At 68.1% G+C, this 23,112-nt stretch carries 25 protein-coding genes and 1 tRNA gene; 11 read left to right on the top strand and 15 right to left on the bottom strand.

Annotated features, from left to right (window positions below; translation table 11 throughout):
- The first annotated feature begins 17 nt into the window (after positions 1-17).
- Positions 18-1,877: an MFS transporter gene (locus LK996_RS15060; protein ID WP_230528187.1), complete on the top strand. Its 1,860-nt coding sequence runs from the start codon at positions 18-20 to the stop codon at positions 1,875-1,877.
- A 6-nt stretch (positions 1,878-1,883) separates the two neighbouring features.
- On the opposite strand, the gene LK996_RS15055 is transcribed toward LK996_RS15060, so the two are convergent.
- The 5 genes from LK996_RS15055 to LK996_RS15035 form a co-directional block, all read right to left on the bottom strand.
- Positions 1,884-2,798 (bottom strand): hypothetical protein, encoded by a 915-nt coding sequence (locus LK996_RS15055; RefSeq protein ID WP_230528186.1) that lies wholly within the window; start codon positions 2,796-2,798, stop codon positions 1,884-1,886.
- A 73-nt stretch (positions 2,799-2,871) separates the two neighbouring features.
- The gene (gene nudC, locus LK996_RS15050) at positions 2,872-3,777 is read right to left on the bottom strand and encodes an NAD(+) diphosphatase (protein ID WP_230528268.1); all 906 of its coding nucleotides are present in this window, start codon (positions 3,775-3,777) and stop codon (positions 2,872-2,874) included.
- Positions 3,774-4,139 (bottom strand): iron-sulfur cluster insertion protein ErpA, encoded by a 366-nt coding sequence (gene erpA, locus LK996_RS15045; RefSeq protein ID WP_230528185.1) that lies wholly within the window; start codon positions 4,137-4,139, stop codon positions 3,774-3,776. The genes nudC and erpA overlap by 4 nt, the downstream gene beginning before the upstream one ends.
- Before the next feature lie 65 nt (positions 4,140-4,204).
- The gene (locus LK996_RS15040; protein ID WP_230528184.1) at positions 4,205-4,630 is read right to left on the bottom strand and encodes a bactofilin family protein; all 426 of its coding nucleotides are present in this window, start codon (positions 4,628-4,630) and stop codon (positions 4,205-4,207) included.
- Between the two features lies 1 nt (position 4,631).
- The gene (locus tag LK996_RS15035) at positions 4,632-5,363 is read right to left on the bottom strand and encodes a DUF6776 family protein (RefSeq protein WP_230528183.1); all 732 of its coding nucleotides are present in this window, start codon (positions 5,361-5,363) and stop codon (positions 4,632-4,634) included.
- Positions 5,364-5,454: 91 nt separating this feature from the next.
- On the opposite strand from LK996_RS15035, the gene LK996_RS15030 reads away from it, so the two are divergent.
- The 3 genes from LK996_RS15030 to LK996_RS15020 all read left to right on the top strand — a co-directional run bounded on the left by LK996_RS15030 (position 5,455) and on the right by LK996_RS15020 (position 10,805).
- Positions 5,455-6,060: a DUF4126 domain-containing protein gene (locus LK996_RS15030; protein WP_230528182.1), complete on the top strand. Its 606-nt coding sequence runs from the start codon at positions 5,455-5,457 to the stop codon at positions 6,058-6,060.
- 384 nt (positions 6,061-6,444) lie between these two features.
- Entirely contained in the window at positions 6,445-8,307 is a 1,863-nt protein-coding gene (locus tag LK996_RS15025) for an EAL domain-containing protein (RefSeq protein ID WP_425493804.1), read from the top strand.
- Complete coding sequence (locus LK996_RS15020) at positions 8,307-10,805, top strand: hybrid sensor histidine kinase/response regulator (RefSeq protein ID WP_230528180.1); 2,499 nt, start codon at positions 8,307-8,309, stop codon at positions 10,803-10,805. Before LK996_RS15025 ends, LK996_RS15020 begins: the two co-directional genes overlap by 1 nt.
- A gap of 34 nt (positions 10,806-10,839) precedes the next feature.
- On the opposite strand, the gene bfr is transcribed toward LK996_RS15020, so the two are convergent.
- The 3 genes from bfr to LK996_RS15005 form a co-directional block, all read right to left on the bottom strand.
- The gene (gene bfr / locus LK996_RS15015; RefSeq protein WP_230528179.1) at positions 10,840-11,310 is read right to left on the bottom strand and encodes a bacterioferritin; all 471 of its coding nucleotides are present in this window, start codon (positions 11,308-11,310) and stop codon (positions 10,840-10,842) included.
- A 122-nt stretch (positions 11,311-11,432) separates the two neighbouring features.
- A complete protein-coding gene (locus LK996_RS15010) occupies positions 11,433-11,639 on the bottom strand; it encodes a (2Fe-2S)-binding protein (RefSeq protein WP_230528178.1) in 207 nt (68 codons plus the stop codon).
- A gap of 58 nt (positions 11,640-11,697) precedes the next feature.
- Positions 11,698-12,306, bottom strand: coding sequence for an RNA pyrophosphohydrolase (locus LK996_RS15005; protein WP_230528177.1), 609 nt, complete (start codon positions 12,304-12,306; stop codon positions 11,698-11,700).
- Between the two features lie 128 nt (positions 12,307-12,434).
- On the opposite strand from LK996_RS15005, the gene LK996_RS15000 reads away from it, so the two are divergent.
- The 4 genes from LK996_RS15000 to queD all read left to right on the top strand — a co-directional run bounded on the left by LK996_RS15000 (position 12,435) and on the right by queD (position 13,984).
- Positions 12,435-12,511, top strand: a tRNA-Met gene (locus tag LK996_RS15000).
- Positions 12,512-12,623: 112 nt separating this feature from the next.
- On the top strand, positions 12,624-13,013 hold the full coding sequence (locus LK996_RS14995) for an ArsR/SmtB family transcription factor (RefSeq protein WP_230528176.1): 390 nt from the start codon (positions 12,624-12,626) through the stop codon (positions 13,011-13,013).
- Positions 13,010-13,573, top strand: a complete 564-nt coding sequence (locus tag LK996_RS14990) for an SRPBCC family protein (protein ID WP_230528175.1) — start codon at positions 13,010-13,012, stop codon at positions 13,571-13,573. Before LK996_RS14995 ends, LK996_RS14990 begins: the two co-directional genes overlap by 4 nt.
- Positions 13,574-13,627: 54 nt before the next feature.
- Positions 13,628-13,984 (top strand): 6-carboxytetrahydropterin synthase QueD, encoded by a 357-nt coding sequence (queD, locus tag LK996_RS14985; RefSeq protein WP_230528174.1) that lies wholly within the window; start codon positions 13,628-13,630, stop codon positions 13,982-13,984.
- On the opposite strand, the gene LK996_RS14980 is transcribed toward queD, so the two are convergent.
- The 4 genes from LK996_RS14980 to LK996_RS14965 all read right to left on the bottom strand — a co-directional run bounded on the left by LK996_RS14980 (position 13,969) and on the right by LK996_RS14965 (position 17,632).
- Positions 13,969-15,333, bottom strand: a complete 1,365-nt coding sequence (locus LK996_RS14980) for a sensor histidine kinase (RefSeq protein ID WP_230528173.1) — start codon at positions 15,331-15,333, stop codon at positions 13,969-13,971. The two genes, queD and LK996_RS14980, sit on opposite strands and share 16 nt — an antisense overlap.
- Positions 15,311-15,985 carry a response regulator transcription factor gene (locus LK996_RS14975; protein ID WP_230528172.1) on the bottom strand — a complete coding sequence of 225 codons (675 nt, stop codon included), beginning with the start codon at positions 15,983-15,985 and terminating at the stop codon, positions 15,311-15,313. The genes LK996_RS14980 and LK996_RS14975 overlap by 23 nt, the downstream gene beginning before the upstream one ends.
- Before the next feature lie 2 nt (positions 15,986-15,987).
- Positions 15,988-16,902 carry a YadA-like family protein gene (locus tag LK996_RS14970; RefSeq protein WP_230528171.1) on the bottom strand — a complete coding sequence of 305 codons (915 nt, stop codon included), beginning with the start codon at positions 16,900-16,902 and terminating at the stop codon, positions 15,988-15,990.
- A 124-nt stretch (positions 16,903-17,026) separates the two neighbouring features.
- Positions 17,027-17,632 carry an RES family NAD+ phosphorylase gene (locus LK996_RS14965; protein ID WP_230528170.1) on the bottom strand — a complete coding sequence of 202 codons (606 nt, stop codon included), beginning with the start codon at positions 17,630-17,632 and terminating at the stop codon, positions 17,027-17,029.
- Positions 17,633-17,715: 83 nt separating this feature from the next.
- On the opposite strand from LK996_RS14965, the gene LK996_RS14960 reads away from it, so the two are divergent.
- Positions 17,716-18,732, top strand: coding sequence for a CorA family divalent cation transporter (locus tag LK996_RS14960; protein ID WP_230528169.1), 1,017 nt, complete (start codon positions 17,716-17,718; stop codon positions 18,730-18,732).
- 82 nt (positions 18,733-18,814) lie between these two features.
- Here LK996_RS14960 and LK996_RS14955 read toward each other — a convergent pair whose 3' ends face one another.
- Both LK996_RS14955 and LK996_RS14950 read right to left on the bottom strand, forming a co-directional pair.
- Positions 18,815-19,102, bottom strand: a complete 288-nt coding sequence (locus LK996_RS14955) for a KGG domain-containing protein (RefSeq protein ID WP_230528168.1) — start codon at positions 19,100-19,102, stop codon at positions 18,815-18,817.
- A gap of 106 nt (positions 19,103-19,208) precedes the next feature.
- Positions 19,209-19,838 carry a DUF4142 domain-containing protein gene (locus LK996_RS14950; RefSeq protein ID WP_230528167.1) on the bottom strand — a complete coding sequence of 210 codons (630 nt, stop codon included), beginning with the start codon at positions 19,836-19,838 and terminating at the stop codon, positions 19,209-19,211.
- A 161-nt stretch (positions 19,839-19,999) separates the two neighbouring features.
- Here LK996_RS14950 and LK996_RS14945 point away from each other — a divergent pair, with 161 nt between their 5' ends.
- On the top strand, positions 20,000-21,376 hold the full coding sequence (locus LK996_RS14945; RefSeq protein WP_255657174.1) for a sigma-54-dependent transcriptional regulator: 1,377 nt from the start codon (positions 20,000-20,002) through the stop codon (positions 21,374-21,376).
- 76 nt (positions 21,377-21,452) lie between these two features.
- Here LK996_RS14945 and LK996_RS14940 read toward each other — a convergent pair whose 3' ends face one another.
- Positions 21,453-22,310 (bottom strand): BON domain-containing protein, encoded by an 858-nt coding sequence (locus LK996_RS14940; RefSeq protein ID WP_230528165.1) that lies wholly within the window; start codon positions 22,308-22,310, stop codon positions 21,453-21,455.
- Between the two features lie 189 nt (positions 22,311-22,499).
- Here LK996_RS14940 and LK996_RS14935 point away from each other — a divergent pair, with 189 nt between their 5' ends.
- Positions 22,500-23,042, top strand: coding sequence for a sensor histidine kinase (locus tag LK996_RS14935; protein WP_230528164.1), 543 nt, complete (start codon positions 22,500-22,502; stop codon positions 23,040-23,042).
- Positions 23,043-23,112: the final 70 nt, after the last annotated feature.

The raw sequence follows: 23,112 nt of genomic DNA, 5'->3' as shown, positions 1-23,112 counted from the left end.
CCCGCGGCGGCCTTCGCATGGCGCACAACCAGTTCGAACTCCTCCGCCAGCGGCGCTTCCTGCCGTTCTTCGCGACCCAGTCGCTCGGCGCCTTCAACGACAACGTATTCCGGCAGGCCATCATCGGCCTGCTGTTCTACATGGGCGTGTCGGACAGCGAACGCAGCATCTACGCGAACCTCGCGCCCGCGATCTTCATCCTGCCCTACTTCCTGTTCTCCGCCACCGCGGGACAGATCGCGGAGAAGCTGGAGAAGTCGCGCCTGATCCGCATCACGACGACGATGGAGATCGTCATCATGTCGGGCGCGGCGGTCGGCTTCCTGCTGCAGAACATGACCGTGCTGCTGGTCTGCCTGTTCGCGACGGGCGTGCAGTCGGCGCTGTTCGGACCGGTGAAGTATTCGATCCTGCCGTCGGTGCTGAAGCCGGAGGAACTCACCGGCGGCAACGGCCTGGTCGAATCGGGCACCTCGGTGTTCATCCTGCTCGGCATGTTGCTCGGCGGGATGATCTTCCAGGGCGACCATGCGCACGGCCCGATTGTCGCGGCGACGGCGGTGGTGATGCTCGCGGTCGCGGGCAACCTGGTGAGCCGCGCGATCCCGGTGACCGAAGCCGCGGCGCCGGACCTCAGGATCGGCTGGAACCCGATTCCCGAATCCGTGCGCCTGATGCGCCTGGTGCGCAAGCAACCGGCGGTGCGCAACTCGGTGCTGGGCGTGTCGTGGTTCTGGTTCGTCGGCACGATGCTCACCGCGCAACTGCCGACCTACGGCGACAACAACCTCGGCGGCGAAGCGGGCACGTACACGCTGTTGCTCGCGGTGTTCTCGATCGCGACGGGCGTGGGGTCGCTGCTGTGCGAAAAATTGTCGGGACGCACGGTGGAAATCGGCCTCGTGCCGCTCGGTGCTTTCGGCATGGCGGTGTTCCTGTTCGTGCTCGCGCTATGGCTGCCGGAAACGGGCGCGACCTACGGGCACGGCATGCTGCACACGATCGTGTCGCTGGCGGGCATCGGGTTGTTCGCGGGCTTCTACGTGGTGCCGCTGTTCGCGCTCATCCAGAGTCGCACGCCCAAGCGCGAGCTTTCGCGCGTGATTGCGGCGATGAACATCCAGAACGCGGCCTTCATCGTCGTCGCCGCGGTCATCGGCGTCGCGGCGCTGCAATACCTGCACTGGTCGATCCCGCAGTTGTTCCTCGCGCTCGCGATCGCGCACACGCTGGTCGCGCTGTGGATCTTCACCGTCGTCCCCGAATTCCTGATGCGCTTCCTCAGCTGGCTGCTGGTGCGCGTGCTGTATCGCCTGCGCGCGCGCGGCATCGAGGAATACGTCCCCGACGAAGGCCCTGCGCTGCTCGTGTGCAACCACGTCAGCTACATGGACGCGCTGATCCTCGCCGCGAGCATCCCGCGGCCGGTGCGCTTCGTCATGTATTACAAGATCTTCAACATCCCGGTGATGCGCTGGATCTTCCGCACCGCGAAGGCGATCCCGATCGCCGGCGCGAAGGAAGACCCGGCGCTGATGCAGCGCGCGTTCGACGAGATCGACGCCACGCTGGCCGAAGGCGAACTCGTCTGCATCTTCCCCGAGGGTTCGCTGACGAAGGACGGCGAGATCGCACCGTTCAAATCGGGCGTCGAGAAGATCCTCGCGCGCCGCCAGGTGGCCGTCGTGCCGATGGTGTTGCGCGGCATGTGGACCAGCATGTGGAGCCGCCGCGACGGACGCCTGAAGCGCATGCGCGTGCCGCGCCGATTCCGCGCGCACGTCGAAGTGGAAGCGGCGCCGGCGATCGACGGACAGATCGCGACGGCGGAATTGCTGGAAGCGAAGGTGCGCGGGATGCGCGGCGACGCGGCCTGACGAACGTCAGGTCACCCAACCGGCGATCACGAACAACGCCAACACCGCGAGCCACAACAACAGGATCCGCCACACCAGGCTCATCGCATCGCGCAGTTCCGGCAAGCCGGGAATGCTGCGCGACACGGCCACGCCGCCGTCGGCGACGTACTCGGTGTCGATCTCATCGAGCGCTTCGTCCGCGAGTTCGCTGCGCACGCTCGCGCGCGCGGCGGCAGCGAGGAAACGCGAGTCGCCGGTGTAGCCCGCGCCGCCCGCTTCCTTCCACGCGGCGAAGACGCTGTCGAAATTGCCGACCAGCGCGAGCGAGAGCGTCATCAGTTGCGCGACCGGCCAGTCGAGGAACGCCAGCACCGTGCGCGCGGCCTGCGACGCGCCTTCGGGCAGGCGCTTTTGTGCTTCGCCCTGCGCGCACAATGCGACGAGGCGATACAGCAGCGCGCCGAACGCGCCGAGCAGCAGGAACCAGAACAACACGCCGAACCAGCGCCACAACGCGCAGCGGAACACCGCTTCGACGAGCGAGCCGCCATCGAGCGACGGCGCTTCGCGTTCGGGGTACAGGCGCGCGGCGGCGTCGCGTCGCACGCCGGCATCGGTCGCTTCGACGACCGCTTCGACATCGTGGTCGAGGTCGCGCGGGCCCCACGCGTAGAACAGCGTCGCCAGCGCGAACAGGAAGGCCGGGAACCCGTAGAAGTCGCCGCGCAGCATCAGCTGCACGATCCCCACCGCCAGCAGCGGCGGCGCGATCGCGAACAGCAGGCCGCCGACGCCGCGCCACGTCGGGCTGTCGCCCAGTTGCGCGGCCAGCCATTCGAGCCAGCGGATGAACCAGTCGTAGCGGCGCAACGCGACCAGCGCCGGCATGGTGTGGCCGACGATGAGTGCAATGACGACGGCGATCAGCGTTGTGGACATCGACGACCTCTGGCGATCGCGACCGGGACCCGGGCGTACGACGCAGGATGATACGGAATCACCCGTTACGCATTCAGCGTGTGACGGACGCCAACCAGGACTGGATCAACCAACGTGCGATGGACATGGGCGCGGACAACGCGATGCCGCCCTCGTCTTCCTCCGGGCCGACCGCCCAGTCGCGGGCAAGGCCCGCGCGGATGGTGTCGGCGTCGAACCAGCGCGCGTCGTCGAGTTCGTCGCCCACCACGGGAATGTCGGGCCCGGCGTCGGCGAGGAAGCCCAGCATCAGCGAACCGGGGAACGCCCAGGGTTGCGAGGCGACGTATCGGCTCGCGGTGACGCGCACGCCGGTTTCCTCGAGGACTTCGCGGGCGACGGTCTGTTCGAGCGACTCGCCGGGTTCGACGAAACCGGCGATCACCGACCAGCGCCGCGGCGGCCAGTTCTTCTGGCGACCGAGCAGCAGGCGTTCGCCGTCGCTCACCGCGACGATGATCGCCTGGTCGGTGCGCGGGTAATGCTCGCTGCCGCATTGCGTGCAGCGGCCGAGCCAACCGGCGCGCACGAATGCGAGCTCGCCGCCGCACACGCCGCAGAAGCGATGCCGCGTGTGCCAGTGGAGCATCGCGCGCGCCTGCGCGAACACCGTGGATTCGAATGCGGGCCAGCGTGTCGCGGCGGCGCGCAGGTCGATGCGTCCGGGCGCATCGAAGGCGACGGTGTTCGCGCGCTGCGCGAACCATGCGACGCCTTCATGCAGGCCGAGGAAGATCGCGGTGCCGGGGCCGCCGCCGAGCATTTCGCCGGTCGGCGCGAGCAATGCGTCGTTATCGCCGGAACAGGCGCGGCCGTCGTCTTCGAGCAGCACGACACGCGCCTGCGGCCAGAGCGCGGCCAGCGTGTCGGGATCGTCGCGGAGGTGATCGGCGCGATCGAGCGCGCCGTCGATGAAGGCGAAGGGAGAAGCGGCGTTCAGACCGTGAAGCTGCTGCCGCAGCCGCAGGTGGTTTTCGCGTTGGGATTGCGGATGACGAACTGCGCACCCTGCAGGCTTTCGCTGTAGTCGACTTCCGCGCCCATCAGGTATTGCAGGCTGAGCGGATCGACGAGCAGCGTCACGCCGTCGGTTTCCACCGCGACGTCATCCTCGCCGCGCGATTCGTCGAACTCGAAGCCGTACTGGAAGCCCGAGCAGCCGCCGCCCTGGATGTACACGCGCAGCTTCAGGTCCGCGTTGCCTTCCTCGGCGATGAGTTCGCGGACCTTGGCGGCCGCGGCCGGCGAGAACTGGACCGGCCCGTCGAGCTGCTGCCAGGTGGGGGTATCGAAGATTTCCATCGCGACAAGATGCGGGCCATGCGCGCCGCAATCAAGCGGCGCGCGACGACAGGCCGTTGCGCCGGTCAGGCGGCGTTGACGGCCAGCAGGCCCGGGCCGTCGAGGACGTCGGCGGCATTGGCGTCGGCATGGACGAGGCGGCCGGTGAGCTGGGCGCCGGCGTGCATCTCGACCACGCGGTAGTGGACGTTGCCGGTGACGCGGGCCTTCGAGGCCAGCTCGCAGCGCTCGCCGGCATGCACGTCGCCGTCCAGGCGGCCATCGATCATCACGACCGGCGCATGCACTTCCCCTTCGATGCTGCCGTTCTCGGCGAGCATCAGCACGCCCTTCTGCCCCTGTGCCGCGGTGACGCGGCCGACGATGCGGCCTTCGACGTACAGCCCTCCGCTGAATTCCAGGTCGCCGCGGATCGTGACCTGCGGACCGATGAGGGTGTCGACGGGTTGCCCGTCGCGCGAAGAAGGCTTGGCTTGCGTGCTCTTGAACATCTCATTGTTCCCCGGGTGACGACATCAGAGTCCACGCGAGCGCCGTGTCGACGTTCGCGCCCTTCCCGCGCAGCGCCACCTTGACGCGTTGCGGGGTGAATCCCGCGGGCAGTACAAGGCTGCCCGTGAGCCGCTGGAAATAGCGGAATGCATATTCTTGTCCCGGTGCGCCGGGCGTTTGTTGCAACTCGTCCCACTTCACGGTCGTGAGCCGACCGTCCTGCACCCCTTCCACGTCGAACTTCATCTGGCCCTGGCTGATCGCGCCGCGATTGAGGCTCTGCGTCAGCACGACCTGGTAGCGCCAGCTGCCGCCGGGTTCCTTTTCGAATTCGGCCGAATGCACCGACAGGCCCTTGCGTTCGCCGCCGCTGCCGACGAAGCGTTCGTAGAACGCGACGTCCGCGCGCAGGCTCGCGATCTGTTCGTCCTTGTCGGCGAGCATGCCCTGCACGTCCTGGTTCGCGTCGCGGCTGATCTGGTCGGAGCGCGTGAGCGTCGAGACGCGTTGCTGGAGTTCGGCGATCACGACCTGCTGTTCGCGCAGGCGACGGTCGGCGTCGGCCATGCGCGCCTGCGGCGAGCCCGCTTCGGGCCGCGCGAGCCACCACGCGAGCAGCCCGCCGACGAGCAGGCCGACCACGAGCGTCAGGACCGGCCACGCCCAATAGGGCATGCGGCCCTTGGTGCGCTGCACGATTTCGAACTGGGGGGGCCTGGCGGCTGGCTCCATGTCACTCCACGGGACGGCGGCCGGGGGACGCCTATACTCGGGGCAGCGAGTGTACGGCGAATGCCACGCGCTCGACGGGAGGAAAACTGCCATGTCCGAAGCGCACCTTTTCGCCATCGGGATCCTGCTGGCCTGGCTGGCCGGCATCCGCGTCTACCTCACGGTGTTCGGCATCGGGCTCGCGGGCGTGATGGGCTGGCTCGACCTGCCGCCTGCGCTGGAAGCGACGACCTCGCCGTGGGTGCTCGGCGTTTCGGGGTTGCTCGCCACGGCCGAGTTCTTCGCCGACAAGATTCCCGGCATCGACTCGGGCTGGGACTTGCTGCACACGGTGTTGCGCATCCCGGTCGGCGCGTTCCTCGCTGCCGCCGCGCTGTCGCCCGACGGCCAGCTCGGCGCGGGGATGCTCGCTACCGGTGCTGGCGTGGCGCTCACAAGTCACGTGCTGAAGGCCGGATCGCGCGCGTTGCTGAATACGTCGCCTGAACCGGTCAGCAACTGGACCGCGTCGGTGACCGAAGATGCGGCCGTGGTCGGCGGTCTCGCGCTCGCGTTCGCGCATCCGTGGATCGCGCTGGCGATCGTGATCGCGATCAGCGTGACGCTCGCGATGGCGGTGTGGATGCTGTGGCGCACGGTGCGGCGCGCGTTGTTCAGGCCACGCACGGCGCCCGCGCAATCGGATGTGCCGCATTGAGGACGGCGTCACGCTAGCGCCTCGCCCAATGGCCGGGGGCGCATTCAAAATTCGTGGAACTCTGTTGTAGGGGAGCAGGGGATAATGGCGGTCACCGCCGGGGGAACGATGCCCGCCACCAAGACCAAACGCCACGCGGCGTCAAAGGACCCGTTCGCGCAATTTCGCGGGAGCGTGGATGGCCTTGCGCAACAATTGCGCAATCGACGCGCGCAGGGATGGGATTCGGGGACGTTCGAGCAGATCGCGCACGAGATCGAGCGACTGCAGAACGTCGCATCGCAATTCGATCAGCGTTGGTCGAGCCTCCTGGCGCAGATGCATGGCCCCGTTTCCGCCGCGCGCGTCGCGCAACGCATGCCCGACGCCGGCGCGACGGCCCAGATGATTTCGACCGCGGAGCACCTGTTGTTGCAATTGCCTACCGCCGGAAAGCCCGGCGACGACTCACCGCAGCGCGGGGAAACCCCGCCGCCCAATTACTGGCGCCGCTGGAGCGAAGACGCACCGCCGGCCGATGCGCAGGACGCATCGTCGACGCACGCCGCACCGCCCGATGCGACGCCGCCGAATCCCGTGCCGATGCCGCCGCTGGGCGGCGAGGAACCGCCCTTCCGCGTGCTGATCGTGGAAGACGATCGCGCGCAGGCGTTGTTCGCCGCGGGCGTGCTGAACGGCGCGGGCATCGAATCGATCGTCGCCGCCGATCCGGCCGACGTCATCGACATGATGGTGCGCATCACGCCCGACCTCGTGCTGATGGACCTGCACATGCCGGGCCTGTCGGGCGCCGAACTGACGACGATGATCCGCGCGCACGAATCGTTCCTGCACACGCCGATCGTGTTCCTCACCGGCGACCCGGATCCGGACAAGCAGTTCGAAGTACTCGAACTCGGCGCCGACGATTTCCTGCAGAAGCCCATTCGCCCGCGCCACCTGATCGCCGCGATCGAAAGCCGCGTCAAGCGCGCGCGTGCGCTCGGCAAGCAGCGCATGACCGAAGCCAGCCGCCATCCGGCGACCGGGCTGATGGCGCGCGGCCACCTGTTGCAGCAACTCGGTGCCACTTTGCCGGCTTCGGGCGGCGGCGTGTTCTTCCTCGAAGTGGAAGGCACCGCGACGCTGCGCGAGCGCTTCGGCTACGCCGCGCTCGAACGCCTGATGACCGAAACCGGCCGCCGCCTCGGCGACCTCGCCGGCACGCACCCGGCGACGCGCCTCAATGACCACAGCTTCCTGGTGTTTACCCCGGGTCTCGACGACGACGGCCTCGAGCGCCAGGCGCGCGTGTGGCGCGAGGGCATCTCGCAGCATCATTTCGAAGTCGACGGACATACCATCCGCCTGCGCGTGACGGTCGGCTATGCGGCGCTGAAGCACGGCTTCACCGATGCGGGCGGCGTGCTCGAAGCGGCGGAAACCGCGTCGCGCCACGCGCGTTCGCAGGCGACCAGCATCGCCGCGTACGAACCGCCGGACCGCACGTCGGGCAGCGACCTGTCGGAATATTTGCGCGACGCGCTCGCCGACGATCGCTTCGAAATCGTCTACCAGCCGATCGTCGCCGTCGCCGGCGGCGACGAAGCGCAGTACCAGACGCTGCTGCGCATGCGCGGCGCCGACGGCACGTTGCACAACGCCGCGGAGATCGTGCCTGCCGCCGAGACGTCGGGGATCATCCACGACATCGATCGCTGGGTGCTCGAACGCGGCCTCGACGTGTTGCAGCAGCGCCGCGCGCAGGGACGCCCCGTGCGCCTGTTCATTCCGCAATCGCCGCGCACGCTCGCACGCGATGCGTACGCGGACTGGCTCGCGTCGGCGATCGCCGTGCGCGGACTCGAAGGTCCGTCGCTGGTGATCGACGTGCGCCTGGCGGATGCACTGATCCATTCGGTCACGCTACGCCAGTTCTGCGATCACCTCGTGCCGGTCGGCGTGCAGTTCTGCGTGAGCCAGTACGAGCATTCGCCGGACGCCGATTCGCTGCTGTCGCAGTTGCCGCTAGGCTACATCCGCCTGTCCGCGCGTTACGCGCACGCCGACGCCGGCGCGCTGCGCGATGCGATGCGCACCTCGATCGACCGCGCGCATCGCCAGGGCCTGCAGGTCATCGGCCACAGCGTCGAGGATCCGCAGGCCGCGGCGACGCTGTGGATGAGCGGCATCGACTTCATCCAGGGCAACCTCGTGCAGCAGGCGGCGAGCGAACTCGACTTCGACTTCAAGAACGCGGTGCTCTGATGGCCAACGAAGTCACGAGTCGCTGGCTCACCATGCGCTGGCTGGCGCTGGGCGGCGCGGCGGGCGCCGCGCTGTCGCTGTCGCTGCAGTACACGGGGATCGAAGGCCCGTGGCAGACCACGGCATTGTTGTTCGTGCTCACCGCGCTGGTGTCGCTGGTGGCGGTGTTCTTCGTGCTGCACGTGCGCGACCGCCAGATGACGGCGATGGCCGAACGCGAGAAGCGCGGCAAGCACGTCGTCGACCAGTTGCAGCGCGAGATCCAGCGCCACCACGAACTCGAACAGCAACTCACGCGCGCCAAGCAGGCCGCCGAATCCGCGGTGCTCGCCAAGGGCGAGTTCCTCGCGACGATGAGCCACGAGATCCGCACGCCGCTCAACGGCATCGTGCCGATGCTCGACCTGCTGCTGCACGCGCGCCTGCTGCCCGACCAGCACGAACTCGTGCGCACCGCCTACACGTCGTCGCAGCAGTTGCTGCGCATCGTCGACGACATCCTCGACTACTCCAAGCTCGAAGCGAACAAACTCGACCTGGAAACAACCAACTTCAACCTGCGCGACCTGCTCGAAGCGGTCATGCAGCTGATGGAACGCCCGGCCGAAGCGAAGGGCCTGCGCCTGCACCTGCACCTGGATCCCGGCGTGCGCCTGCCGGTGCGCGGCGACCCGGTGCGCCTGCGCCAGGTGTTGACCAACCTGATCAGCAACGCGGTGAAGTTCACCGAGCGCGGTTCGATCTCGGTGAGCGTGCGTCGCGTGGGCGAAACCGCGAGCCAGCACCAGCTGCGTTTCGAAGTGCGCGACACCGGCATCGGCATCGCGACCGACGCGCAGGCGCGCCTGTTCCATGCCTTCACCCAGGCCGACGCGTCGACGACGCGCCTGTACGGCGGCACGGGCCTGGGCCTTGCGATCTGCCAGCGCATCGTCGACCTGATGGGCGGCCGCATCGGCGTGCAGTCCGAGGCGGGCCACGGCGCGACGTTCCATTTCGAGGTGCCGCTGCTGAAGGTGCTCGGCGACATGCCGTCGCGCGAAGCCGATCTCAGCGGCCAGCGCCTGTTGCTGCTGACGTCCGATGCGCGCATGCGTTCGCGCCTGAGCATGCTGCTGCCGAACTGGGGCCTGCGCGTGACCACGGTGGAGACGACGCAGGAAGCGCTCGATCGCCTGCGCGCGGCGGCCACGCAAGGAACGCCGTGGACGTACGGCGTCGTGCTCGCCGACATGTCGAGCATGCGCAGCAACACCGCGATCGCGTTGCATCGCAACGTCGTGCGCAACGCCGGCTTCGGCGACGTGCGCCTGGTGTACCTGTACGGCGACGAGGAAGTGCCCGAAGAGTTGTACTCGGGCGCGACGTTGCTGCCGCGGCAGGCGCCGGATGCGGAACTGCGCGTCGCGCTCGCCAAGCGCGGCCGCGGCGAAACGACCGACGAGCGCAAGGCCGCGTCTGCCAACACGTCTTCCAAGCATTGGCAGGCGCGCGTGCTGCTGGTCGAAGACAACCCGGTCAACCTGCTCGTCGCGCAGCGCCTGCTCAGCGTGCTGGGCCTGGAATGCGACACCGCGACCAACGGCGAAGCCGCGCTGTTGCGCATGCGCGACGGCCATTACGACCTGGTGCTGATGGATTGCCAGATGCCGGTGCTCGACGGCTACAGCGCGTCGCGCAAGTGGCGCGAGATCGAAGCGGCGGACACCACCGGCCCGCATTTGCCGATCGTCGCGATGACCGCCAACGCGATGGCCGGCGATCGCCAGCGCTGCCTCGACGCGGGCATGGACGATTACCTCGCCAAGCCGGTGACGCGCGGCCAGCTCGAACACTGCCTGCGTCGCTGGCTCCAGGACCAGCCGAAGCCGCGCGCGCCATCGGCGGCTGCATTCGCGACTGCGGGGTTGAACATCGAAGCGCCGGTTGCCCAGCCAGTGACCGCGGCTCCGTCGCCGTATTCGTCTGCGCCGCCGTATGCGCCTGCGCCGTCGTTCCCGCCCGCGTCACCGGCGCCGATGCAGCGCGCGCCGATGGCGCCGCCTGCATCGCTCGAGCCGGCGTTCGTTTCGCAGCAGGAGCCCGCGCCCATGTCTGCCGCCTCGCCGCCGTCACCGCCTGCGTCCGAATCGTCGACGGGCGAACCGATCATCGACGACAGCGCGCTCGACGAGTTGTACGCGGTGATCGGCGCCGATGCTTCGCGCATCGTCACCGTGTTCCTCGAAGATGCGCCGCACCTGCTGGCGCAACTCGAGCGCGCCGCGCTCGCGCCCGACTTCACGGCGCTGCGCGAAGCCGCGCATTCGCTCAAGTCGTCGAGCGCGAACCTCGGTGCGATGGCGTTGTCGGCCGCGGCCAAGCGCATCGAACTCGGTGCGCGCATGGAAACGCTCGATCGCCCCGCGGTCGCGGTGGCGATGCTGACCGACGAATTCGAACGCGCGCGCGCCGCGCTGCAGATGCGCCTGCGCAAGCGCCGCACGGCGGAAGCCTGAGAACGGCCGACGCAGGGGCGTCGGCCCGCTCCGGTTACTCCTCGATCTTGGTCAGCAAGTAGTTCGCTTCGCCCAGTCGGTTGATCAGGTCGAGCTGCGTCTCGATCCAGTCGATGTGTTCTTCCTCGGAATCGAGGATGTCGGTGAACAGGCGGCGGCTCACCGAGTCGCGGATCGACTCGCAGTAGGAGATCGCTTCGCGCAGGACCGGGAGCGCTTCGAGTTCGAGCGCGAGGTCGGCCTTCAGCAGTTCGAGCGGGTTCTCGCCGATGCGGATCTTGCCGAGGGCCTGGAAGTTGGGCAGGCCTTCGAGGAAGAGGATGCGTTCGGCCAGGCGATCGGCGTGCTTCATCTCATCGATCGATTCCTTGTACTCGTGTTCGGCGAGTTCCTTCAGGCCCCAGTTCTTCAGCATCTTGGCGTGCAGGAAGTACTGGTTGATCGCGGTCAGCTCGTTGTAGAGCGCCTTGTTGAGATGTTCGATGACCTTCGGGTCGCCTTTCATGTCCGTGCTCCGTGCTCGATGCCGCGGATGCTAGCGCCGACGCGCAGGACACGACGAAACGCGATGCGTTCGCATCGACGTCGCACGGATGGGTTGCAGCGAAAGGGTTGGAAGCGCGCCCGTCAGGCGGCTTGCAGCACCGGCAAGTCGGCGAAGGCGTCCTTCGCGGGGCTGTGCTGGGCGAGCAGGTCGGAGGCCATGTCCATGCACGTGCCGCAGCTCGAACCGGCGCCGGTACGCATCGTCAGCTCGGACACCGACTTGCAGCCGTTCTCGGCCGCTTCGCGGATCTGGGTGTCGGTGATGCCGTGGCAGATGCAGACGAACATTTGGGGGACTTCAGGCGCCGGGTGGACGGCGCCATTTCCCCACAAATGCGAATCGTTGTCAATTGCCGTTGGCGGGTTCCGAACCACCGGTGCGTTCAGTTTGCCCTGCCCGCCGGCGCGGCCGCTGGCGGCTTCGGCCCGGGAGATCGATGCGTAACTCCTTGCCCGGATGGGGAATCGCGCCGATCCCTGCGATCTGCCGCGCGAACGGGGCCAGGTGGCCCAGCGCGCTCGCATAAACGCTGCGCTTGAAGTTCACCACGTGGTCGACCGGGTACCAGAAGTCCACCCAGCGCCAATGATCGAATTCAGGCTTGTCGCAGGCGTCCAGGCACAGGTCCGACTCCTGCCCGGTGAACTGCAGCAGGTACCAGACCTGCTTCTGCCCGACGCAGACCAGCTTGTCGTTGCGCCGGATCGCGCGTTGCGGCAGGCGATAGCGCAGCCAACCCGGCGTCACGCCGAGCACGGCCACGTGGTCCGGCGACAGGCCGGTTTCCTCACGCAGCTCGCGGTACATGGCCTCGAGCGGCGTCTCGTCGGTATTCATCCCGCCTTGCGGGAATTGCCAGCCGTCGCGATGGACGCGGCGTGCCCAGAACACCCGGCCATCCGGGTGCATGAGCACGATGCCCACGTTCGGGCGGTAACCGTCCGGATCGATCACGATGCGGACTCCTCAATGCACTGCGACCGACTCTGCCATGCGACCGGCGAAGCGACAAGCACGGCAACACGCGCCTCGCGAGCATTGACGCGAAGGCCGGTCGGCAGGAATAATTCGCGGCTCGCCGTGGCTATGTAGCTCAGCCGGTTAGAGCACAGCACTCATAATGCTGGGGTCGGTGGTTCGAGTCCACCCATAGCCACCAATCGTAGAGGCCTCGCTCACGCGGGGCCTTTTGCGTTTCCGGGCCTTCCCGCTCGTCGGATCATTCAACCAGACGGTTGACAGTCACCATCGCGAGGCAGATATTCAACCGCATGGTTGAATACACGAAAGCCCCGCTCGACGCCGTCTTCCACGCGCTCGCCGACGGCACGCGCCGCTCGATGCTCGAACGCCTCGCGCAGCGGCCGCACAACGTCGGCGAACTCGCGGCGCCGCTCGAGATGTCGCTCGCCGCCGCGTCGAAACACATCCAGGTGCTCGAACGCGCGGGCCTCGTGCGCCGCGAGATCCAGGGGCGTGCGCACGTCTGTTCGCTCGACGCCGCACCGATGCACGCCGGCCTCGAATGGCTGCGCCATTACGAAGCCTTCTGGAACCAGCGCCTCGACAAGCTCGAGGCCCTGCTCAAGCAGGAGCAATCGAAACAGGAGAAGTCGAAGTCCCCTCCCCCACCGAAGTCGCGCAAGAGGAAGACCCCATGAACGCCACCATCGCCGTCGCCACGGGCGACTACGCCCAACCGCTGTCCGCCGACACGGTGCGCATCGAGCGCACGCTGCCCGGCCCGATCGAACGCGTCTGGGCCTACCTCGTCGATCCGGCACTGCGCGCGCTCTGGCTCGCGACCGGCGACATCGAACCGCGCGTCGGCGGCCGCGTCGAACACGTGTGGCACAACAACGCGCTGACCGACAACGACGATCCCGCGCCGCAGAAATACGCGCACATCGCCGAGGAAGCGCGCATGCAGGGCCGCGTCACCGTGTTCGATCCGCCGCGCACGCTCGCCTACACGTGGGGCGAAGTCGAAGCCGAGTCGTCGGAAGTGCGCTACGAACTCACCGCGCAGGGCGACGACGTACGCCTCGTGCTCACCCACCGTCGCCTCGCCTCGCGCGTCGTGATGCTGAGCGTCGCCGCGGGCTGGCACACGCACCTGGACATCCTCGTCGCACGCCTCGAAGGCAGCACGCCCGAAGGCTTCTGGCGTCGCCACACGCGCCTCGAAAGCGAGTACGACAAGCGCCTGCCCGGCGCGTGAATCGCAATCGCACCGCGCCCGGGTCGCCCCGTGGCGCGGTGCTAGACTGCGCGCGTGGACATCTTCAAGTCGTTCAACATCGAAGCCGCGCATCGCTTGCCCAACGTGCCGCCCGGGCACAAGTGCGCGCGCCTGCACGGGCATTCGTTCCGCGTCGAGATCCACGTCAGCGGCGAACCCGGCGCGGACACGGGCTGGGTGATGGATTTCGCCGACATCAAGTCGGCCTTCCGTCCGCTGTACGACCAGCTCGACCACCACTATCTCAACGACATCGACGGTCTCGAGAACCCGACGAGCGAAGTGCTTGCGAAGTGGATCTGGCAGCGCCTGAAGCCGTCGTTGCCGCTGTTGTCGGAAATCGTCGTCAACGAAACTTGCACGTCCGGTTGCCGCTACCGCGGCGAGTAACCCGGCAGCACGATCCGCACTTCCGCCCCCGGCCCGTCGTCGCGATTGCGGGCATCGACCTGGCCGCCGTGCGCTTCCACCACCTCGTGCACGATCGCAAGCCCGAGTCCGGCGCCGTCGCCATTGCGATCGGCGCGCCAGAAACGTTCGAACATCCGCGCGCGCGCCTCGACCGATAATCCGTTGCCGCGATCGCGCACCAGCAGCTGGCGACCATCGATGCGCAGCACCACGCGATCGCCGTGAGACGAATGCCGGATCGCGTTCTCCAGCAGGTTGCGAACCGCGGCGAGCAACGCTGAAGCGTCTCCGCGCAGGTCGTGCGCATCCTCGACCGATTCGATGTCGATGGCGATCCGTTTCGCGTCCGCCAGCGGCGCGACGCTCGCGCGGGCCTGCAGCGCGAGGCGATGCCACACGATCGGCGCGCGCCGGTAAGTGGCCGGATCCGCCGCTTCCGCCAGGTGCAACAGCTGGCCGACGATGCGCGCCATGCCGTCCACTTCGCGCAGCGTCGCCGCGCAGCCCGGCTTCCCGTCGAGATCGATGCGGGCACGCAACAGCGCGAGTGGCGTCTTCAATTCGTGCGCGGCGTTGGCGAGGAACCGTTGCTGCGCGCGATAGCCTGCTTCGAGCCGGCCGAGCGCGTCGTTCACCGACGACACCAGCGGCGCGATCTCCGAGGGCAAGCCCTGCGACGCGACACGCGCCGCCGTGTTGCGCGGGCCGATCGCGAGTGCGGTCGCGGATGCTTCGCGGACCGGCCGCATCGCGCGTCGCACGCTCCACCACACGACACTCGCGAACAACGCCAGCGCGAACCCGCCCGCCAGCAGCGTCGACTCGACGACGACCGGGAGGATCGCTTCCTCGGCGAGCGCCAGGAAGCGATCGCTGCGCGCGGCCTGGATCCACACCGCACGGCCTTCGATCCTGGCCGGCACGGTCACCGCCTGCATCGATTCGCCGTCGCGCGCGATATGGAACCGATCGCGCCGCGCCTCGAACGCGCCGCCCTCGCGATGCAGGGGATGCAGATCGCCGTCGGACGCGAGCAACACCCGGCCTTCCGCATCGACCACGCGATAGCGCAGGTGCTGGAAGTAGGCGTCGTACCCCCACTGCATGTGCGCGTCGAGTGTCGCGTACACGCGCCCGGCGGCATCGAACCGCGCGCGCTCCGCGATGTCTTCCGCCTGTCCGACCAATCCGTTGTGCACGAGCCAATCCGAGCCGACGCGGTACAACGCGAACGCAGCCGCTGCGTGGCACGCGCCCGCCAACAGCACGCCCACGGCGACGTTGCGCAGGATGCGCCCGTTGAGGCTAGTCGGTCGCCACGAGCGCAAAGCCCATCCTCCGTTCGTTGACGATCGCCGCGCGCGCATCGTGTTCGCGCAGGCGCGCACGCAGGCGATGCACCGCGACCTCGAGCGCGTTGCGCGAGGTGCCGCTGAACGGCCCGAAGACCGCGTCGAGCAACTGCGCGTGCGTGCGCGTCGCGCCGCGCGCCTGCGCGAGGGCGAGGAGCAGGCGGTATTCGGACGGCGCCAGGCGCAGCGGCACGCCGTCGACGAAGACGCGAGCGGTGTCGGCATCGACCTGCAGCTTCCCGACTGCATGGTGCATCGATGCCAACGTCGCCGGACGCCGCATCAGCGCGCGCACGCGCGCCACGAGTTCCTCGATCGCGAACGGCTTGGCCAGGTAATCGTCGGCCCCATGCTCGAGGCCTTCCACGCGATCGTGGATCGCATCGCGCGCTGTCAGCACCAGGCAAGGCACCGACCAACCTTCGCCGCGCAATGCCGCGATCAGCGACAGGCCGTCGCCGTCGGGCATGCCCCGATCGAGGACCAACGCGCCGTACGCGTTGCGGCACAACCAGTACCGCGCCGACGCGAGCGTGTCGTATGCGTCGATGCCGAAGCCCGCGCGCGCGAAGGCGATGCGGATGAGTTCGGCCAGGCGTGCATGGTCCTCGACCAGGGCGATGCGCACGATCAGAACCCGAAGCCGACGCCCGCGCCGACGCTGGTGTCGTCGCGCGAGAACGCACCACCGAACGTCAGGATCGTGCGCCCTTCGCGGAAGCCGCGCTGATAGCCGACGGCGACCGCCGACTCGCCGCCCTGGCTCCCGACGCCCGCCGCGAAGCGATGCGTCGCCGCCACGCCCGCCGCGCTCGCGGTCATGTACGCGGTGGCCGCGCCCATTGCGCCGACCGCATCCAGGCGGCGATCCATGTCGTCGAAGCGACGTTCGATGTTGCGAAATTGATCGTCGACGCGCGCGAAGCGTTCGTCCATCTGCGCGAGGTTCACCGCATCGTTCGCGTGCGTTGCGCGCGCGACGTTGGTGAGTTGGCGCATCGTGCCCGCTTCCGCGTTGCCGACCGACACGGTGTTGGCCCGGTCGGCGACGCTGTTCGCGCCAAGGGCGACGCTGTCGTTCGCGACCGCCGTGGCCGCGTGACCGAGCGCCGTGCTGTCGACGCCTTGCGCCGTTGCATCGGAACCGACGCCGGTCCCGTACCGCCCGGTCACTTCGGTGCCGCCGCCGAGCGCGGTGGCTTCTTCGCCGGTCGCTTCGGCATGCACGCCGACGGCGGTCGAACGCACGCCGACGGCTTCGGTCGCCGTGCCCAACGCCGTCGAGTACAACCCTTCGGCGTTCGCGACGGCGCCGACCGCGACATTGCGATCCGCGAGCGCGGCCGCGCCCATGCCGATCGCGGTCGCGTGTTGCCCGACGGCGTTGGCCTGGTCGCCGCAGGCGGTGGCGAATTCACCGGGCGCGGTGGACGCGCCCACATCGAGCGTGCAGTTGCTTTGCGCCCACGCGGCAGGCGCGAGGACGAGGCCGGCGAGCAGCGCGGCGACAGGCGCCACGCGGGGAATCAAACGCATCGGTTGCATGGGGGGGTCCGTTGGAAGCGCTCGACAATGAGCGCCGACCACGTTGGGACCCGCACACTTACACGCGACTTACGATCGCACCGGCGGAGCCTTCCTGCGAAGGATGCGACGACGCCGCGCGCGCTCAGATCCGCAGGCGCGGATCGATCTTCATTGGCGACAGGTGTTCCAGCCGCAGCTTCGCGAAGTCCGGATGATCCGGATTGATCAACACGTTGCACTCGCCTTCGCAGACCGCACTCGGCACGCGGAGCGCGAGCGATTGCTGCGCCTTCGACCACTTGTCGCCGATCTCGCGCACGGCATCGCGATACGGACGCTGCTTCCAGTCGCTCGGCAAATCGACCTGCGCGAGCACACTCGGCACCGGGACCGTCGCCTGTGCGAGCAACAATTCGCTTGGCGTGTCGCCTTCCAGGTGCACGAGGTATTCGAGCATCGCCGCGCCCGGTGTCAGCGACGCGTAGACGCCCTGCGTGCCCGGCGATGTCCAGCGTCCGCCGCGATCCGCGCCGGGTCCCGAGAAGGGTTGCGACGCCTTGCGCGGTTCGATCACGCGATAGACATGCAGTTCGTCGCCGGTCATGCCGGTATCGCGCAGCGGGACCTGCGGTTGCGTCGGCGTCGCGGTGACGGGCTGCGTCTGCGAAGGCGGGTCGCTGGCGGGGAAGGATTCTTCGATCGCCTCGTCGAGCGCTGCGTCGATGGCCTTGTCGGGTGCGGTGTTCATGCGCGTAGCCTCGCGAGGAACGCGTTGCGCAGGCGTGAATCGCATTGACCGGGCGTTGACGCGCCGCTGCTACAAGCATCGGCGTGAATCGCGACGACGCTCATCCATTGGAAGACGGCGACGACAAGGCCGTGCGCGTGCTGCTGTTCGACGCACACGGGGAAGATCGTCGCGTCGACCCCCGCGATCTCGACCTCTCCCGGCTGGGCGAACACGAACTTGCCTGGATCGACATCCGCGCCGAAGGTCCGCGGGACACCGCAGAGGCGATGCGGACGCTCGGACTCGATGCGCCCGACATCGCGCCGCTGTTCGATGCGAAGGCCGATCCGCTTCTGCTGCACCAGGACGGGTTCGCCGCGCGCGCGATCGTCGCGTGCTGGAACGCCGCGAACGACACGGTGACGGGGGTGCCGTGGCTCCTGGTCGTGGGCCGCAACGCGGTGGTCACCGCGCACAAGGACGCCCTCCCCTTCCTCGACGCACTCGCGGGGAACCACGACAGCGGTTCGCGCGTGGGCGAACTCGACGCGGACAGCTTCGCGATCACGCTGCTCGACCGCATGCTGACGGCGTACTACGACGCGCTGGACGAATTCGAGAACCGCCTCGACCAGCTGGAAGTCGACATCCTCGAAGACCGCGTGCACGGCCGGCACGTGCCGCACCTGCGCCGGCTTCGGCGCGCGGTGTCGATGTTCCGCCGACTGTTGAGTTCGCATCGCGATCTGTTCGACGCGCTGCGGCGTCCGGACTTCCGCCCCGAGAGCGACGACAAGATCGATGCCCGCTACCGCGCGGTCAGCGCGCGCTACGAGCGTGCGATGGATACGGTCGAGAACGCGCGCGACCTCGTGATCGGCAGCTACGAATTGCTCGAAACGCGACTGTCGCAACGCACCAACGAAACTATGCGCGTGCTCACGTTCGTGACGGTGCTGCTCGGCACGCTCGCGGTGATCGCGGGCGTGTTGGGCATGAACTTCCAGGCGACGCTCTTCGACAGCGGGTCGCAGGGGTTCTGGATCACCGTCGGCCTGATGGCCGCGACGGTCGTGGCGGCGTTGATCGTCGCGCGCCGCCGCGGCTGGTGGTCCTGACGCGGCGCTTGTCCTCGGGATCCGCGGCGGCGCAGGGGACGCCGCCGCGGATCGCCTTCCGCGCTGGTCAGGCGTGCCCTGGTCAGACGTGACCGCCGCGCGACATGCCCTCGTCCATCGCATCCAGGCCCGAAGCGGCACCCTGGATATCGCGGTCCGCGACGCTCACCGCACGCGCGGCTGCGCTGCGGCTGCTGCGTGCCTGGCCGCCCTTGCGGCCCGCGGCACGGGCTTCTTCCGAATCGAACTCGTGCGCCACGCCCTGCGCATGCGCGGCACGGCCGCCTTGCGCAGCGATCGCGCGCTGCTTTTCCGGGTCCATCGACGCGAAGCCGCGATTGCTGGTCCCGCCTTGTCCTCGAGTTGCCATGGGTCTGTGCTCCTTCATCGTTTGGGGGATCGAACGACTCTTCAGTTCATGCACGACGCGGGCCATTCACCCCGGCGTGCCGATGTGAAGGCGTGGGGGCGGAACATCATTCCGAACCTTGGGCGTTGGTGACCGCCTGCAGATGGCTTTTCAGCGTCGGCAGGGTTTCGCTCGCGAGTCCGCGCAGCGGTTCGCTCAACGTCGGATCGTTGCTCGCATCGGTGAACGCGCGGATCGCCTGCTCGTGCTGCGTGCGATACGTGGCGAGCAACTTGCCTTCGAACGCTTCGTCCGGAAGATCATTAAGGTCGGCGGGCGCCGTGCCTTCGCTCAGCTCCCTGTTCGGCGAGAGTTCGGTCATGCGATCGCGCAAAGCGACGTGATCGCCGTTCAACATGCGCGAAAGCTCCTGCGTTTTGGCGCTTCCGCGCGACATGCCGAGTGCGGTGGTGGCGATCTCCGTTTCGTTCGCCTGGCTCGCCTGCGCGATGAACGACTCGTCAGCGGGATTGAGTCGCGCGCCCGCAGGTTGCATCGCCGTGCTCGCCGCCGGCGGTGCGACGGTCGCCGTGTCGCTGGGGAGGTCTGCCGTATCGTCCGGCGCCGGGTTGCTCGCGCCGGTCTGCGGCGAGAGATCGCCCGATTCACCCTGCCCGCGCCGGTCGCATGCCGTGAGGCCAAGCGTGAGGGCGAGGGTGAGGGCGAGCGATCCGTGAAAAACGTGAATGCTTCGCATCGTTGGTCTCCTTCGGTCGGTGCGATGACACCGTCCATCACGCAAGCGCCATACCGACGAATGGATGAGCCGGAAACAAATTCCTTCGACGGGAAAACCTTCACCACGGCGTCGCTTACTGCGGAGTACACCGCTGCCGTCAACCTCCGCAGAGCTACCCGATGGGCGCGTCCCCCTCGCCTGATCCAATCCCTTCGCGAGCGCCTTCCCTCCTCATCGTCGACGACGATGTCGGCTTCGTGCATGCCGCCGCGGAGCTCGCGCGCATGCAGGGCTTCGAGATCACCATCGCGGGCGAACTGAACACGGCGCTGAACCGCATGCGCCAGCGCGACTTCGATGTCGCGCTGGTCGACATCGATCTTCCGGACGGCAACGGCCTGCAATTGCTGGAAGACGTCGACCCCGACCGCACGCGCGCCGTCGTGGTCACCGGGCGACCCACGGTGGAGTCGGCGCTGCAATCGCTGCGCAGTTCCGTGGTCGACTACCTGGTGAAGCCGATCTGCCCCGAACGGCTGAACGAGTTGCTGCACGCCGCCGCGGTCGATCGCCGCATCGCACCGCCGCGTGCGACCGCCGAGCAACGGCACGGCATGGTCGGCGAGGCCGAATCGTTCGTCTCGGTGTGCCGCATGATCGACAAAGTCGCGCCGACCGATGCGTCGGTGTTGCTGCACGGCGAGAGCGGCGTCGGCAAGGAACTCATCGCGCGCGCGATCCACGCCGCGAGCGGTTGCAGCGGTCCGTTCGTCGCGGTGAATTGCGGCGCCGTCGCGGGCGAGCTGCTGGCGAGCCAGTTGTTCGGCCACGAGAAGGGCAGCTTCACCGGCGCGGTGTCCCGCCACCTCGGGTTCCTCGAACAGGCGCAACACGGCACGTTGTTCCTCGACGAGATCACCGAGATGGCGCCGGCGCTGCAGACGCACCTGCTGCGCGTGCTGGACTTCGGCTGCTATCGCCGCGTCGGCGGGCACGCGGACCTGCCGGTGGAAGTGCGCATCGTCTCGGCGACCAACCGCGATCCGCGCGAAGCGGTCGCCAGTGGCCGCCTGCGCGAAGACCTGTACTACCGCCTCTGCGGATTCGACATCCCGGTGCCGCCGTTGCGCGAACGGGAAGGCGATGCGATGCGCCTGGCCGATGCGTTCCTGTCCGAACTCAACGTGCGCGCGGGCACGCGCCACGCCTTCGCGCCCGAAGCGGTCGAGTTCATCGGGCACGCCGCATGGCCGGGCAACGTGCGCGAATTGCGCAACGCGGTGCAGCGCGCGTACATCCTCGCCGACGACGGCGTCGTGCGCCTGTCGCCGCAGTTGTTCCCGCAGCGTCCGCCGAGCGAGTCGGCGCACACGATCACCTTCACCGTGGGCACGTCCTTCGAGGAAATGGAGCGCCGCATCCTGCGCAAGACACTGCAGCACTACGGCAACAACCGTCGCCGCGCGGCCGCGGCCCTCGGCATCACCGCACGCACGATCCGCAACCGCCTCGCGCGCGAGCGCGGCATGCCGGTGACCGACGACGAAGACCTCTGATGGGGGAAGGGGTCAGATCACCTTTTCCCCCGGAAAAGGTGCTCTGACCCCTGTTTTTGCTTCACCTGTTCTTCCGTCAGTGCCGCTCGGTATCCAGGTCGGGCGACGACGCCTCGCCCCCCTGCTGCACGCGCAACTGGTTGTTGATGTTCGCCACGCCGCCGATGCGTTCGACCAGGTCTTCGGCCGCGTAGCGCATGCGCCGTTCGCCCACGGTGCCCGAGAGAGTCACGTTGCCCTGGTTGACGTCGACCATGATCGAACGTGCGTCGATGACATGGCTGTCGGTGAGGCGTTCGTAGATGTCTTCGCGGATGCGTTCGTCGGAGCGCTTGTAGTTCTGCGGGCCGAGGCCGCGATACGACGGACGGTGGTCGCTGACCCAGTCGCGCTGGTGCGAGCCGAGATCCCATCCGGCGCGGCTGCCGTAGCCGGATTCGTGGTGCCCGTAGCCCGACGACTTGCCGTAGCCCTGTCCGAACTCGAGGTCCGATCGCCCCGTGGGGCCGAGGCCCATGCCCGTGCCGACGCGGAACGGTTCGTAACGACGCGTGCCGAAATCGAGTTCGTCCTCTTCCCAACCGGTCGTCTCGTAGCCGCCCCTGCCCGTGCGCTGGCCGAGCGTGCGCTGGTCGTAGTCGCGCTCTTCGCGCATGCGCTGCTCGTCGCGCGCGCCGTAGTTGCGCGCGCCGAAGTCACGGTTCGTACGCGATGCATCACCGCTGCGCTCGCGCCGGCTTTCGCTCTCGCGATCCTGTTGCAGCCATTGCGGCTCGGGGTTGTAGGTGTCGCGCAGGCTGCGCGCGTAGCGCTCGTCGCGGTCGTCGCGCTCACGGTCGTCGTCGTGCTGCTCGTCGCGACGCCCGAAGAGCCGTTCCCCCAGGTGACGGACGCCGCCATGGCGCCCGTGGTGTTCTCGATCTCGCTCGTTCATCTGGCTGCTCCTGCTGCCGTCGCAAGGACGGTTCGGTAAGTGGTGCGAAACGCGGCATGCCGCGCAGATGAGGTCGCAATCGGCATGCCACGACGCGTGCTGAATGCGACAACCGGAAATGGGTTCCGGCTCACGCGGGTTGAACACGCGATTGGCCAAAGTGCCGCGATTACCGGCCCAGAATCCGACATGCCCAACGAGCCTTCGTCGCCGCCTTCGATGCGCGATGGAATGCATGACCTGCGCAACGTGCTGAACGCCGTGCAGATCAACGCCTTCGCCGCGCGCCAGCTCGTCGACGACGCGACGCGCACGCTCGCCTGCATCGCGCGCATCGAGGCCGCGGTGCTGCGCGGCAACGGCCTGCTGCAAACCCTTCCGGACGGGGAAACATTGTCCAGCGCCGCGCTCGTGTTGCGCGCGCGGTTGCACGAGGCGGGCTCGGACGTACACGTGGAATGCACGGGTCGCGAAGACGCGCCCGTGCCCGGCTTGCTGCGCCAGGCCCTGTGCGTGGTCGCGGTCGAATGCCAGGCGCTCGGCGCGCAAAGCTTCCGCCTGCACGTCGACGGCGACGGCGAAGCGGTGCTCGCGTGCGACGCCGACGGCCTTCCCTCGCCCGGTCCGATCGCCACCGCGCTCGGCGAATCGAAAGTCCCCGAACTGCGCGTGGCGAGCACGCGCGCCGACGGCGGATGGACGTTCCGATGGGCCATTCCGCCGGCCGGATGAATCGCCAGTTCGTGAATGCGGTCTTCACATGGTCCCTACTTTCCCGACGATAGCTTGCGCATCTGTTTGC

Origin of the sequence: Noviluteimonas lactosilytica, from assembly GCF_020866925.1 — a bacterium.
Lineage (GTDB): Bacteria > Pseudomonadota > Gammaproteobacteria > Xanthomonadales > Xanthomonadaceae > Noviluteimonas > Noviluteimonas lactosilytica.
Note: the sequence above shows the minus strand (reverse complement) of the source record. Positions and strands in the feature narration are given on the sequence as shown.

Excerpts from the sequence above, each read along its gene's own strand:
- LK996_RS14955 (WP_230528168.1), bottom strand. The coding sequence starts at position 19,102 with ATGGCAACTCGAGGACAAGGCGGGACCAGCAATCGCGGCTTCGCGTCG.
- LK996_RS15025 (WP_425493804.1), top strand. The coding sequence starts at position 6,445 with ATGATTTCGACCGCGGAGCACCTGTTGTTGCAATTGCCTACCGCCGGA.
- LK996_RS14995 (WP_230528176.1), top strand. The coding sequence starts at position 12,624 with ATGGTTGAATACACGAAAGCCCCGCTCGACGCCGTCTTCCACGCGCTC.
- LK996_RS14940 (WP_230528165.1), bottom strand. The coding sequence starts at position 22,310 with ATGAACGAGCGAGATCGAGAACACCACGGGCGCCATGGCGGCGTCCGT.
- LK996_RS15055 (WP_230528186.1), bottom strand. The coding sequence starts at position 2,798 with ATGTCCACAACGCTGATCGCCGTCGTCATTGCACTCATCGTCGGCCAC.
- LK996_RS14935 (WP_230528164.1), top strand. The coding sequence starts at position 22,500 with ATGCCCAACGAGCCTTCGTCGCCGCCTTCGATGCGCGATGGAATGCAT.
- LK996_RS14945 (WP_255657174.1), top strand. The coding sequence starts at position 20,000 with ATGGGCGCGTCCCCCTCGCCTGATCCAATCCCTTCGCGAGCGCCTTCC.
- LK996_RS14990 (WP_230528175.1), top strand. The coding sequence starts at position 13,010 with ATGAACGCCACCATCGCCGTCGCCACGGGCGACTACGCCCAACCGCTG.
- LK996_RS14950 (WP_230528167.1), bottom strand. The coding sequence starts at position 19,838 with ATGCGAAGCATTCACGTTTTTCACGGATCGCTCGCCCTCACCCTCGCC.
- LK996_RS15060 (WP_230528187.1), top strand. The coding sequence starts at position 18 with ATGGCGCACAACCAGTTCGAACTCCTCCGCCAGCGGCGCTTCCTGCCG.
- LK996_RS15035 (WP_230528183.1), bottom strand. The coding sequence starts at position 5,363 with ATGGAGCCAGCCGCCAGGCCCCCCCAGTTCGAAATCGTGCAGCGCACC.
- LK996_RS14970 (WP_230528171.1), bottom strand. The coding sequence starts at position 16,902 with ATGCAACCGATGCGTTTGATTCCCCGCGTGGCGCCTGTCGCCGCGCTG.
- erpA (WP_230528185.1), bottom strand. The coding sequence starts at position 4,139 with ATGGAAATCTTCGATACCCCCACCTGGCAGCAGCTCGACGGGCCGGTC.
- LK996_RS15040 (WP_230528184.1), bottom strand. The coding sequence starts at position 4,630 with ATGTTCAAGAGCACGCAAGCCAAGCCTTCTTCGCGCGACGGGCAACCC.
- bfr (WP_230528179.1), bottom strand. The coding sequence starts at position 11,310 with ATGAAAGGCGACCCGAAGGTCATCGAACATCTCAACAAGGCGCTCTAC.
- LK996_RS15010 (WP_230528178.1), bottom strand. The coding sequence starts at position 11,639 with ATGTTCGTCTGCATCTGCCACGGCATCACCGACACCCAGATCCGCGAA.
- LK996_RS15020 (WP_230528180.1), top strand. The coding sequence starts at position 8,307 with ATGGCCAACGAAGTCACGAGTCGCTGGCTCACCATGCGCTGGCTGGCG.
- LK996_RS14965 (WP_230528170.1), bottom strand. The coding sequence starts at position 17,632 with ATGAACACCGCACCCGACAAGGCCATCGACGCAGCGCTCGACGAGGCG.
- LK996_RS15030 (WP_230528182.1), top strand. The coding sequence starts at position 5,455 with ATGTCCGAAGCGCACCTTTTCGCCATCGGGATCCTGCTGGCCTGGCTG.